The organism is Sediminicola sp. 1XM1-17 (assembly GCF_037203765.1).
GTDB lineage: Bacteria > Bacteroidota > Bacteroidia > Flavobacteriales > Flavobacteriaceae > Sediminicola.
Map to the genome: position 1 here is coordinate 241,412 of NZ_JBBCAS010000004.1, position 11,779 is coordinate 253,190.

Annotated in this window: 12 protein-coding genes and 1 tRNA gene; 5 read left to right on the forward strand and 8 right to left on the reverse strand. The window is 42.8% G+C overall.

What is annotated here, in order from left to right; translation table 11 throughout:
* The first annotated feature begins 3 nt into the window (after nucleotides 1–3).
* The 4 genes from WAA86_RS08145 (at nucleotide 4) to WAA86_RS08160 (ending at nucleotide 6,036) form a co-directional block, all read left to right on the forward strand.
* The gene (locus WAA86_RS08145) at nucleotides 4–2,400 is read left to right on the forward strand and encodes an efflux RND transporter permease subunit (protein WP_337300505.1); all 2,397 of its coding nucleotides are present in this window, start codon (nucleotides 4–6) and stop codon (nucleotides 2,398–2,400) included.
* 98 nt (nucleotides 2,401–2,498) lie between these two features.
* Nucleotides 2,499–3,932 (forward strand): asparagine--tRNA ligase, encoded by a 1,434-nt coding sequence (asnS, locus tag WAA86_RS08150; RefSeq protein WP_337300506.1) that lies wholly within the window; start codon nucleotides 2,499–2,501, stop codon nucleotides 3,930–3,932.
* 41 nt (nucleotides 3,933–3,973) lie between these two features.
* Entirely contained in the window at nucleotides 3,974–5,431 is a 1,458-nt protein-coding gene (rpoN, locus tag WAA86_RS08155; RefSeq protein WP_337300507.1) for an RNA polymerase factor sigma-54, read from the forward strand.
* Nucleotides 5,428–6,036 (forward strand): hypothetical protein, encoded by a 609-nt coding sequence (locus WAA86_RS08160; protein WP_337300508.1) that lies wholly within the window; start codon nucleotides 5,428–5,430, stop codon nucleotides 6,034–6,036. Before rpoN ends, WAA86_RS08160 begins: the two co-directional genes overlap by 4 nt.
* Here WAA86_RS08160 and WAA86_RS08165 read toward each other — a convergent pair.
* From WAA86_RS08165 to WAA86_RS08200, 8 genes are all read right to left on the reverse strand, one after another.
* Entirely contained in the window at nucleotides 6,031–6,723 is a 693-nt protein-coding gene (locus WAA86_RS08165) for a porin family protein (RefSeq protein WP_337300509.1), read from the reverse strand. The two genes, WAA86_RS08160 and WAA86_RS08165, sit on opposite strands and share 6 nt — an antisense overlap.
* A gap of 93 nt (nucleotides 6,724–6,816) precedes the next feature.
* On the reverse strand, nucleotides 6,817–7,299 hold the full coding sequence (locus WAA86_RS08170) for an ExbD/TolR family protein (protein ID WP_337300510.1): 483 nt from the start codon (nucleotides 7,297–7,299) through the stop codon (nucleotides 6,817–6,819).
* Between the two features lie 21 nt (nucleotides 7,300–7,320).
* The gene (locus tag WAA86_RS08175) at nucleotides 7,321–7,947 is read right to left on the reverse strand and encodes an ExbD/TolR family protein (protein ID WP_337300511.1); all 627 of its coding nucleotides are present in this window, start codon (nucleotides 7,945–7,947) and stop codon (nucleotides 7,321–7,323) included.
* A gap of 12 nt (nucleotides 7,948–7,959) precedes the next feature.
* Nucleotides 7,960–8,403 (reverse strand): hypothetical protein, encoded by a 444-nt coding sequence (locus tag WAA86_RS08180; protein ID WP_337300512.1) that lies wholly within the window; start codon nucleotides 8,401–8,403, stop codon nucleotides 7,960–7,962.
* A 26-nt stretch (nucleotides 8,404–8,429) separates the two neighbouring features.
* Nucleotides 8,430–9,218 carry a MotA/TolQ/ExbB proton channel family protein gene (locus WAA86_RS08185; RefSeq protein WP_337300513.1) on the reverse strand — a complete coding sequence of 263 codons (789 nt, stop codon included), beginning with the start codon at nucleotides 9,216–9,218 and terminating at the stop codon, nucleotides 8,430–8,432.
* Between the two features lie 79 nt (nucleotides 9,219–9,297).
* A tRNA-Ser gene (locus tag WAA86_RS08190) sits at nucleotides 9,298–9,385 on the reverse strand.
* Between the two features lie 66 nt (nucleotides 9,386–9,451).
* On the reverse strand, nucleotides 9,452–10,480 hold the full coding sequence (locus WAA86_RS08195; RefSeq protein ID WP_337300514.1) for an asparaginase: 1,029 nt from the start codon (nucleotides 10,478–10,480) through the stop codon (nucleotides 9,452–9,454).
* Between the two features lie 14 nt (nucleotides 10,481–10,494).
* A complete protein-coding gene (locus tag WAA86_RS08200; RefSeq protein ID WP_337300515.1) occupies nucleotides 10,495–11,262 on the reverse strand; it encodes a TatD family hydrolase in 768 nt (255 codons plus the stop codon).
* A 36-nt stretch (nucleotides 11,263–11,298) separates the two neighbouring features.
* Between WAA86_RS08200 and WAA86_RS08205 the strand changes: the two genes are divergently transcribed.
* The gene (locus WAA86_RS08205) at nucleotides 11,299–11,754 is read left to right on the forward strand and encodes a retropepsin-like aspartic protease family protein (RefSeq protein WP_337300516.1); all 456 of its coding nucleotides are present in this window, start codon (nucleotides 11,299–11,301) and stop codon (nucleotides 11,752–11,754) included.
* Nucleotides 11,755–11,779: the final 25 nt, after the last annotated feature.

Sequence of the window (11,779 nt, forward strand, 5' to 3'; positions counted from 1 at the left end):
TCAATGGTAGCTAAGCTAACACAAGGGTTCTGGGCAAAAACGGCCAGGCTGATCCTCCGTAATAGAATCTTGATCTTATTACTCATTGCTGCAATTACGGTTTTCCTTGCCCTTCAATGGGAAAATATGCGATTCTCCAATTCAGAGGCTAATCTGTTGCCGGACAATCACCCCATTAATCTGGAATACCTTGCCTTCTTGGAACAATTTGGGGAAGAGGGAAATGTGGTGGTCATTGCGGTTAGGGACAGCTCCCTATTTACTCCTGATAATTTCAACAGATGGAACAAGCTCAGCAAGCAATTGAGTGCCTTTCCGGAAGTAGACTTTGTCCTGTCCACAGAAAATTTACAAGAACTTGAAAAGGACAACGAGAAGCAGGAATTCGCCCTAAGGCCCTTTATCAAGAAAGCACCTACCACCAAAATAGAAATTGACAGTCTGACCAACCACCTGTTCAATGACCTCCCTTTTTATGAGGATGTATTGTTCAACAAAGAGAGCAAAACGGTAAGGACCCTGGTCTATTTGGATCAGGATATCGTGAATACCTCGGTTAGAAAGGATTTTATACTTCAAGATTTCAACAAGCTGATTGCAAATTTTGAAAAGGAAACGACAATGGATGTACATATTTCAGGTATGCCCTATGTGAGAACTATGAATTCCCAAAACATTATTGATGAAATCGGGAAATTCATTCTTGCTGCTTTGGGGGTTACCTCCTTGATATTCTTCTTTTTCTTTAGAAGCTTCAGGGCCACTTTTATTTCCATGTGCGTCGTGATCATCGGGGTAATGTGGGCCTTTGGTATCCTTGGCCTATTGCGCTATGAAATAACGGTTCTAACTGCTCTTATACCCCCATTGATTATTGTTATAGGTATCCCCAACTGTATTTTCCTGATCAACAAATACCAACAGGAGGTTAAAAAACACGGCAACCAGGCCCTTTCCCTGCAAAGGGTCATTTCCAAGATCGGGAACGCCACCCTGATGACCAATATTACGACCGCTTCCGGTTTTGCCACCTTTATCATTACGGACAGCAAGCTTTTAAAAGAATTTGGTATTGTGGCCTCCATCAACATCATTGGCATATTCATACTATCGCTCCTGATCATTCCTATCGTTTACAGCTTTATGCGCTTGCCCAAGACCAAGCACCTGAAGCACTTGAACACCAAGTGGATAGAAACCTTCGTGAACTGGATGGAACGCATTGTCCGGGAAAGAAGAATTACGGTATATATTGTCTCCATAGCACTTATAGTAGTGAGCATCATAGGCATGTACCAAATAAAAATTTCGGGCAGCCCCATTGAGGATATGCCCCAGAACGCTGAGTTCTTTAAGGATATCCGCTTTTTTGAGGAAGAATTCGACGGTATTATGCCCGTGGAAATTGTGGTGGATACCGAACGCAAAAAAGGGGTGCTAAAATCTACCAACTTGCGTAAAATGGATCAAATTGGAGAAGTGATCCAAGAAATCCCGGAGTTATCCAAGCCCATTTCCGTGGTCAATATGGTAAAGTATTCCAAACAGGCCTTTTATAACGGAATCCCCAAATATTACCAATTGCCCACCACCCAGGAAAGTACGTTTATCATGGATGTTGCCAGAAAATCATCCAATGACGGCAACTTGCTAAAGAGCTTCGTGGACAGTACCGGACAGACTGCGAGGATCACCACCTATATGAGGGACGTGAAAACGGAACGCATGGAAGAGATCCAAGAGAAGCTTCAGGAGAACATCGATAAGATTTTCCCTGCAGAGCGGTACAATGTCTACCTTACGGGCAAGGCACTCTTATTTTTAAAGGGAACCAAGTATCTGGTAAAAAACCTGATCATCTCCTTGGCCCTTGCCATAGGCCTTATTGCCCTTTTTATGGCGTATCTCTTCCGTTCTTTCAGAATGATCGTAATTTCACTGATCCCCAATCTTTTGCCATTGGCCATTACAGCCGGGGTCATGGGCTTTGCGGGAGTCCCTATAAAACCATCAACCATATTGGTGTTCAGCATCGCCTTTGGAATATCGGTGGATGATACCATCCATTTTCTGGCCAAATACAGGCAAGAACTGACCGCGAACCAATGGAAGATCAAAAAATCGGTCTATGCGGCCTTAAGGGAAACGGGAGTGAGCATGTTCTACACCTCCATAACGCTTTTCTTTGGCTTTTCTGTATTTATGATATCCAGCTTTGGGGGAACCGTGGCCTTGGGAGCGTTGGTTTCCGCCACCTTACTTTTCGCCATGCTGGCCAACCTTATTTTGTTGCCAAGCTTATTGCTGTCTCTGGAACGGAGCATCGCCAATAAAACGGTCCTTAAAAAGCCCCAGATAGATATTCTACCAAAAGAAGAACTCAACAGCAACGAAAAATAATATGTATAACCGTCTTTGAGGTCAATATGAGACCTCTAAACCGGTTGCTATTTACCAAAAAAGTTATCTTTACAATTTTAAATTAGAAGTATTTTCAAATGAAATCACACAGTATACAAGAGCTCTTGAGCGGCAAAAATTTACTACAGGAAGTCACCTTATACGGGTGGGTAAAAACTTTTAGAAGTAACCGTTTTATTGCATTAAATGACGGCTCAACCCTCAATAACATTCAATGTGTTGTAAACTTTGAAGATTTTGAAGATCACCTCCTGAAACAGATCTCCACCGGAGCGGCGTTAAAAGTCACCGGAACACTGGTAGAAAGCCAGGGAAAAGGGCAGGCCGTAGAAGTACAGGTAAAAAATGTTGTTGTTTTGGGAACGGCAGACCCGGAGACCTATCCCATACAACCCAAAAAACACTCCCTTGAATTTCTTAGGGAGAAGGCACACCTTAGGATCAGGACCAATACTTTCAGTGCCGTAATGCGCGTACGTTCTGCCTTGGCCTTTGCCATCCACCAATATTTCAGACAAAATGGTTTTTACTATGTGCACACCCCCATAGTAACAGGATCTGATGCAGAAGGCGCAGGTGAAATGTTCCGTGTGAGCACCTTGGATCCGAAGAACCCGCCTTTGACAGAAGAAGGGGAAGTGGATTACAGGGAAGATTTCTTCGGAAAGGAGACCAATCTTACGGTTTCTGGCCAATTGGAAGCCGAGGCCTACGCCATGGCCTTGGGCAAGGTCTATACCTTCGGACCTACCTTTAGGGCCGAGAACTCAAATACCTCCCGCCATTTGGCGGAATTTTGGATGATAGAACCCGAAGTAGCCTTCAATGACCTTGACGCCAATATGGATCTGTCCGAGGACTTCATCAAAAATGTCATCAACTATATCTTGGAACACTGCGCCGAGGACCTGCAATTTTTAGAGCAGCGCTTACTGGAGGAAGAAAAGTCAAAACCACAGGCCGAACGAAGTGAAATGGCCTTGATAGAGAAATTGAAGTTTGTAGCCGAAAATAATTTCAAAAGGGTTTCCTATACCGAGGCCATTGATATCCTTAAGAACTGCAAACCGAACAAAAAGAAAAAATTCCAATATATCATCGAAGAATGGGGTGCGGACCTGCAGAGCGAGCACGAACGTTATTTGGTGGAAAAGCATTTTCAGTGTCCCGTAATCCTCTTTGATTACCCCGCTAAAATCAAAGCCTTCTACATGCGCTTGAACGAAGATGGGAAGACCGTTAGGGCCATGGATATCCTATTTCCGGGTATCGGTGAAATAGTGGGTGGATCACAAAGAGAGGAACGTTTGGATGTTCTAAAACAAAAGATCAGTGATCTGGGCATTGACGAAAAAGAACTTTGGTGGTACTTGGACCTTCGCAAATTTGGTACGGCCGTGCACAGTGGATTTGGATTGGGCTTTGAACGTTTGGTACTTTTTGCCACGGGAATGGGTAATATCAGGGACGTAATTCCGTTCCCTAGAACACCTCAGAATGCTGAATTTTAATTAGAATTCTGTAACTTTATAAGAAAGCCTGCAACCCAAATATGCTAAAGCAACACTTACAGTTCAAGTTATCACAAAAATTATCTCCACAGCAGATCCAGCTGATGAAGTTGATTCAACTTCCTACACTTGCCTTTGAACAACGGTTAAAGCAGGAGTTGGAAGAAAATCCGGCCCTGGAAACAGGAAAAGAAGAAGTTGAGACCCAAGAGGACGAGTTTGGAGATATCTACGATAACGAGACCGACAGTGAAAATATAGCGGCCGAGGACATTAATATCGATGAATACCTGAGTGACGACGAGGTGCCCGATTATCGCACCCAAGCCAACAACTATAGTTCTGATGATGAGGAACGCACCATTCCATATGCTGCAGGGGTTTCTTTTACCCAATACCTGATCAACCAATTGAACACCGTATACCTCAGTGATGACGAATGGGCAATAGCTGAGTTTTTAGTGGGCAGTGTGGATGAAAGCGGCTATATCCGCAGGGCCATATCAGATATTACCGATGACCTGGCCTTCACCCAGAACATATATACCGACGAAAAAACGGTAGAAAAAATATTGAGGATCGTACAGGAACTGGATCCCCCCGGAGTAGGGGCCACCTCTCTGGAGGAATGTCTGATCATTCAACTGAAGCGGAAAGAACCGACACCCAGTACAGATCTGGCCATTGCCATCCTGGAAAAATCCTTTGAGCAGTTCACCAAAAAGCATTACACCAAACTGATCCAAAAGCACAATGTTTCCGAAGAGACCTTAAAGGATGCCATTTCGGAAATTGAACGCCTAAACCCAAAACCAGGGGGCTCCTATTCGGGGAACAATCGCATGGTAGAACATATCGTACCCGATTTTTCCATCAGGATCACCGATGGGGAGCTGGAACTGACCTTAAATGGAAGGAACGCCCCAGAATTGCACGTGTCCCGGGAATACAACAATATGTTGGAGGGCTACAAAAATGCCAAGGACAAATCCAAGTCCCAAAAGGACACCGTCATGTTCATCAAACAAAAATTGGACGCAGCCAAATGGTTCATTGATGCCATTAAACAGCGGCAGCAAACACTTTACGTGACCATGAATTCCATCATGAATTATCAAAAGGAGTATTTCATGACCGGGGACGAGCGCAAATTGCGACCTATGATCCTTAAAGACATCGCCGATGAGATTGGAATGGACGTCTCTACCGTTTCCAGGGTTGCCAACAGCAAATATGTGGACACTCCTTACGGCACAAGATTGATCAAGGACTACTTTTCGGAGTCCATGAAAAATGAGCAAGGGGAAGATGTCTCAACCAAAGAAATCAAAAAGATCTTGGAGACAGTCATTGGAGAGGAACAGAAGCGCAAACCACTTACGGATGATAAATTGGCCGCTATCCTAAAAGAAAAGGGCTATCCTATCGCCAGAAGGACCGTTGCCAAATACAGGGAACAATTGGGCATTCCCGTTGCAAGGATGAGAAAAGAAATATGATGAGGGCCTTCCATCAGCTTATCTCCTACTTGTTCCATCCCTTATTTACACCCATAGGAGGAACACTGATCTATTTTATCATTACCCCCAAGTACACCCCTTTGGAGATGCAGGGCGGAAACATCCTACCCATATTTATCCTTACGGTCATTATCCCTATCATCTGCTTTTTTATACTGCGCAATCTTGGATTGGTTACTTCGGTATTCATGCCATCCATCCAAGAACGCAAATACACGCTCTATATCAGCATTTCTTTACTGTTGATGATTGTCTATAAGGTAATACCCAATAATTACGCCAGTGAGCTCTTTTACTTCTTCTTTGGCCTGATTGCAGCGGCCCTGTCCTGTCTGTTGTTATTGTTCTTTAAATTCAAGAGCAGTGTACACCTCATTGGTATGGGAAGCCTTTGGATGTATCTGATAAGCCTCAGCATCCATTTTGAAATCAATGTGATCATTGCTATCAGCGCCCTTACCCTGGCCACGGGAATGGTAGCCACCTCCAGGCTCTATTTAAGGGCCCATACCAGAACCGAGCTGCTTGTAGGATTTTTGATCGGAACGGTAAGCCAACTGATGACCTTAAAATTTTGGCTATAGGATATAAAAGATAATCCCTATTCTCAGGGGCCTAACTTCTATGGGCTCCATAGAATCCATGGCCACCCCCTCCTCCAAAAGCTTGCTTAGGGCGTAGTACACATGAATATTCCAGGTATTGTATCCCACATTCAACATGAGTCCGTACTGAAACTTTCTGATATCGGGATTGGTAAAGCCAATTTTATCGGTATCACTGACAAATTTTGACCTTCCTTCAAATATATAAGCGAGTTTACCACCGGCATAGACCCGCCAAAATTTATAGTTCGTAGCATTGGAGTTCCTCCACCTGATTTCCAAAGGGAATTCTACCAAATGGGTCTCCAATTTACTTCTTTTAAAGTCATCACTGGAACCCAAAGCAGCATAGGATATGTCCCCGTTATTGTCTTCGGCAAACAGATTGGTATAATAGGAATTAAGGGCGTAGCCTGCGCCTATCCCAAATCCGAAGGTACGGGAACTATTTACAGGTATATCCTTTATAATACCTCCCATAAGCCCGTAGGAGAGGTTGCGCTGGGTAACATTCATGGGCTTGTTGAGCAAAAGGTTATAAGTCACCCCCGTATAAAATTGGTCCTCCAAGTACCGGCTATCCTCTTGGGTAACCGTGGAAATCTCCTGGGACCAACCTTGGAATACTATGCTGCCAATTACTAACAGGAACAGATACTTCTTCATATGAACAGACTAAAAGTAAGATTAAGATATATAAAAAAAACGCTCCAAATGAACTTTGGAGCGCTTAGATCTATAAACTAATAATTTTTAAGCTTACTGTAAATTTCTGAAAGCATCACCTTCAAAGGTTGTGTAGTTTACTTTCAGGGCATTCACTTTTCTCAATTCTAATTTGATATCGGAAATGATACCCATATTGGCATCTTTGTCCACCTTAAGTGCGGTAGTCAATACATTTTGCAATTCTTGTGGCTTTTTGGCCCTTTCCGCTAAAATATAATCTCCTACTTCGGAAGCACTGGCAAATTTATCGTTCAATTGAATCTTTGATTCCTTACCATAAACTTTCTCGTACTCACGTGTTGGTTTCCCAACATAGATATAGATTACCCTATCTTTCTTCTCCAGTTTCTTGATTTCGGAAGCGTTGGGCAATGTATTCTCCACTTTCAATGTACTATCTTTCATTACGGTTACCGTCATAAAGAAGAACAACAACATGAAAACAATATCCGGAAGTGAAGCCGTGTTCACTGCTGGTAAAGCAGCATCCTTTTTCTTATTGAATTTTGACATTTTATATTGTTTTAGTTCTCTTTAATTAGTCGTTGCAGTTTCTGCCTCAGATAATTTCTGTGGGAACAAATCTTGAATCCTCTGCACCCTATCCTTCAACTCATCCCTAACAGCTGATGGGGTTTCCGGGTTTAGGTACAAGGCTTCCATTTCTGTAAAATCCCTTTTGTACAATCTCTGCGCTTCTCTATTACGCAGATCGTTATACGCTCCTACCAATTCGTTCTGTACCGTTATGTACGTCCCGTATTTGGTTTCCCTATCGTTCTTTAAGGAAATAATAGCTTTGGTAGGGTTATCTGAAGAAGAAGCATCTCTTTTTCCCTTACAGTAGTTACAGTATTCCGGTGTTCCAGAAGCTGCGCCCCCGTTGTCCAAGAAAGCTGTTGCCTTCGCTCTAAGGTCCTTGATATTGGTCAATTCGTTCTCAACCAATAGCTGTCCGTTCCTGTTGATATTTACCGTAAAAATATTCCTTTCCTTAATGATCGGTGGTTCTTCGGTTGGCGGCTCTATCGGCGGCAACATACGGTCCAAACCTGCATCTGTCTCAATAGTGGTTGTCACTAGGAAAAAGATAAGTAATAAGAACGCGATATCTGCCATAGAACCGGCATTAACCTCTGGTGGTGCTCCTCTTCTGGCCATAGTATATCGTTTTTATTTACTAAACATTTTTTTAATTCCAGGAATGATCAACAGGACAACCGCGATAGCAGTCAGGATAAAAAATACATTCAATCCCATTCCAATTGTTTTCACGGTACTTTCCGTTGTTGGAATTCCTTTGTTCGCCATCTCGTTCAAGTCTACATCCGTACCACTTGCCAATCCGTAGGATATAGCAACAACAAGAAGTAAACCACCAAGGGTGAACAACGCTTTCTTTAAGTTTTCAGGCGTAGTGAACAAGTTTTTAAGGGCAAAAGCCAAACTAAAAACAATCGCTATTCCTAAAAGGATGTACGTGATAATGAACATAAGGTTCATAGACGTACTGTTAACCGCCTCTGAAGCCGGCATATCTGCACTGGGCAACTGGAACCATAATACGGCACCAATCAAACTCAGGGCGATCAGTATATATTTTAATATTTTGTGCATAACGCTTTTGTATTAAAGGGTGCGACTTATTTTTTGTGATCTACCAACATATCAATCAAAGCGATTGATGAATCTTCCATATCATTTACAATGCTATCAATCTTAGCAATGATGTAGTTATAGAAAATTTGTAGGATGATCGCAGTGATCAAACCAAATACCGTTGTCAATAACGCCACCTGGATATCACCAGCAATAAGGGAAGCACTCAAGTTACCTACCGCAGCAATCTTTTGGAAGGCCTGGATCATACCAATTACAGTACCCATGAAACCAAGCATCGGTGCTACAGCGATAAACAAAGTTAACCAAGAAACGTTTTTCTCCAATTGACCCATTTGAACACCACCATAAGCAACTACAGCTTTTTCGGCAGATTCAACACTCTCTCCAGCTCTATCCAATCCTTGGTAGAATATAGAGGCAACTGGACCTTTTGTATTTCTACAAACTTCTTTTGCAGCTTCAACACCACCAGAAGCCAAAGCATCTTCTACATTTTGCTTAAGTTTTGCTGTATTGGTGCTTGCAAGGTTCAAGAAAATAATTCTTTCAATAGCAACTGCCAAACCTAAAATCAAACACAAAAGAACGATACCCATGAATCCGGCACCACCTTGTATAAACTGTTCTTTCAATACTTGAGTAAAGCCTTTTTCTACTTCTGCAGGAGCTTCATCTTGCAACATTACTGCTGTTGTAGCGATTGAGGAAAGGTTAGAAACCAATGCCGTTGCTCCAACTTTTGCATTTACGGTATTTGTGCTTAGTACAAACAACCCAGCCATGGCCAGGATAGAGAATAATCTTTTCATTTCTTTGAAACTTAAAATTAGTTAGTTAATAGGGTTAAAGATAAAAAAAATTTGTTATTAAAAAATTAAAACTTAAAAGCAGAGAGGAAGGGATTCGAACCCTCGATACCCTTTTGGGGTATACACACTTTCCAGGCGTGCGCCTTCGACCACTCGGCCACCTCTCTATTCCTTTGTTTTCGGGAGGCCAAATAACAAAAAAATAATTAGTAAACGAAATTAAATCAGTTAATTTATTGCATTTCCCCTCTCAGGGAAGTTTCAAATATGGTTTTGAACAACTTAGCGGAAACATTGCTCCCCAAGAGATACATCAGCTTAGTTATGGCCGCTTCCGTTGTAATATCCTTACCATTAATAAGTTGCAGTTTCTGTAAATGTTCACTTGTTTCGTACTGCCCCATAATAACGCTTCCACCAGCGCACTGGGAAACGTTTACAATATGCAATCCATCGGCTATGGCATCCTTCAAATCTGATAGCAACCAAGCCTCCGTAGGGGCATTTCCAGCGCCATAGGTCTCCAACACAAGCGCCTTTAACCCCGGAATTTTCAGGATACTTTGCAAAACAGATCTGTTTAGGCCCGGAAAGAGTTTTAAAATGGCCACATTATTGTCCATTTGCTTATGCACAATGAACTTTTTGTTGCGATTCCCTACCCACAAATAATCATTATTCACCTTTAAATGCACCCCTGACTCGGCCAAGGCAGGGTAATTCAATGACCCGAACGCTTCAAAATGCTCCGCATTGATCTTGGTGGTCCTATTGGCCCTGTACAACTTGTACTCAAAATACAGACATACCTCTCTGATCACGGGTTTGTTATTTTTCTGCAGTGCCGCTATTTGAATGGAGGTAATCAGGTTCTCCTTGGCATCTGTCCTAAGATCCCCAATGGGCAATTGGGATCCGGTAAAAATTACGGGCTTTGCCAAATTCTCCAACATATAGCTCAGGGCCGAAGAGGTATAACTCATGGTATCGCTCCCATGTAGCACCACAAACCCATCGTAGGCCTCATAATGCTCCTCAATGATGTTGGCGATGGAAACCCAGTGCACAATATTCATATTGGAGGAGTCTATGGGCGTATCAAAGGACACACTATCTATACTACAGTCCAACTGGCTCAGTTCAGGAATGTTCTTGATCAACTTTTTAAAATTGAAGGCCTTCAATGCACCCGTAGCATAGTCCTTGACCATACCTATGGTTCCCCCGGTGTAGACCAACATGATCTTTGTCTTATCTTCCATACCTATACCTTTATTTATATCCCAAAAACATCTTTGGAATTGGCCGTTGTTATGTTGGCTATTTCTTCCCTGCTCCGGTTATAGATCCCTGCAAGCTTATCCAGTACAAGGGTCAAATAGGAGCTCTCGTTTCTTTTACCACGGTAGGGCACCGGTGCCAAATAAGGGCTATCTGTCTCCAAAACAAGGTGCTTAGGGTCTATCCGATCCAAGAAGGTGTCTATTTTACCGTTTTTAAAGGTGACCACCCCTCCGATCCCCAATTTCATGTTATAGCCAATGGCCTTTTGTGCCTGTTCATAATTGCCCGTAAAACAGTGAAAGATCCCATAGAGATCATCACTTTTCTCCCCTTCCAAAACCTCAAATATTTCATCAAAGGCATCCCTGCAATGGATTACTATGGGCAATTTATGCTTTTTTGCCAGTTGGATCTGAAATTTGAAGGCTTTTTGCTGCTCCTTTAAAAGGGTCTTGTCCCAATACAGATCGATCCCGATCTCCCCAACGGCGTAAAATTTGTGCCCGTTCAGCATTTCCTCCACATGCTGCAGCTCCTCTTCAAAATTTTCCTTTACATGGGTTGGGTGCAGGCCCATCATCAAAAAAATGTTTTCCGGAAAGGATTTTTCCAAAGCCAGCATGGACGCCGTGTAGGTGGAATCTATGGCCGGAATAAAAAATCGCTTCACCCCCTCCTCCATGGCTTTCTTTATGATCTGGTCCCTATCGCCGTCAAAGGCTTCACTGTATAAATGTGTATGTGTATCGGTAAGTATCATGCCGCAAAAATAGCCTTATCTTAGCCAAAAAAATAAATGAAAAGCCTCAAAAAATTTTTAAAGAGCAAAAATTACATCCAAGTGCCCTTGGTCCTTACCGCAACGGACCATTTTGAGATCATCGCAAAAATAAACAGCATCAGCGGTCGCTTTATTTTGGATACGGGCGCCTCCAATACCTGTATTGGCTTCGACAGGATAGCCTATTTTGGACTGGTGCCGAAGAGTTCCGAGATCAAGGCCGCAGGTGCAGGAGCCACCAATATGGATACCCAAATCTCGACAAAGAATACCATTGAAATTGGCACCTGGACCCAGAAAAAGGTGAAACTCGTGCTCTTTGATCTGGGCCACGTGAACCAAGCCCTCGTTTCCCATAACGCCCTTCCGGTAGATGGGGTGGTCGGGGCAGATATCCTCAAAAAAGGAAAAGCCATTATCGACTACGAAAAAAAACAAGTGTACTTTAAACAAAAAAAGGCCCGAAATTAACTTCGGGCCTCTCTGTTATATAGAT

Coding starts and splice junctions, on each gene's coding strand:
- WAA86_RS08205 (WP_337300516.1), top strand. CDS start 11,299: ATGAAAAGCCTCAAAAAATTTTTAAAGAGCAAAAATTACATCCAAGTG.
- asnS (WP_337300506.1), top strand. CDS start 2,499: ATGAAATCACACAGTATACAAGAGCTCTTGAGCGGCAAAAATTTACTA.
- WAA86_RS08180 (WP_337300512.1), bottom strand. CDS start 8,403: ATGCACAAAATATTAAAATATATACTGATCGCCCTGAGTTTGATTGGT.
- WAA86_RS08200 (WP_337300515.1), bottom strand. CDS start 11,262: ATGATACTTACCGATACACATACACATTTATACAGTGAAGCCTTTGAC.
- WAA86_RS08195 (WP_337300514.1), bottom strand. CDS start 10,480: ATGGAAGATAAGACAAAGATCATGTTGGTCTACACCGGGGGAACCATA.
- WAA86_RS08175 (WP_337300511.1), bottom strand. CDS start 7,947: ATGGCCAGAAGAGGAGCACCACCAGAGGTTAATGCCGGTTCTATGGCA.
- WAA86_RS08185 (WP_337300513.1), bottom strand. CDS start 9,218: ATGAAAAGATTATTCTCTATCCTGGCCATGGCTGGGTTGTTTGTACTA.
- WAA86_RS08170 (WP_337300510.1), bottom strand. CDS start 7,299: ATGTCAAAATTCAATAAGAAAAAGGATGCTGCTTTACCAGCAGTGAAC.
- rpoN (WP_337300507.1), top strand. CDS start 3,974: ATGCTAAAGCAACACTTACAGTTCAAGTTATCACAAAAATTATCTCCA.
- WAA86_RS08165 (WP_337300509.1), bottom strand. CDS start 6,723: ATGAAGAAGTATCTGTTCCTGTTAGTAATTGGCAGCATAGTATTCCAA.
- WAA86_RS08160 (WP_337300508.1), top strand. CDS start 5,428: ATGATGAGGGCCTTCCATCAGCTTATCTCCTACTTGTTCCATCCCTTA.
- WAA86_RS08145 (WP_337300505.1), top strand. CDS start 4: ATGGTAGCTAAGCTAACACAAGGGTTCTGGGCAAAAACGGCCAGGCTG.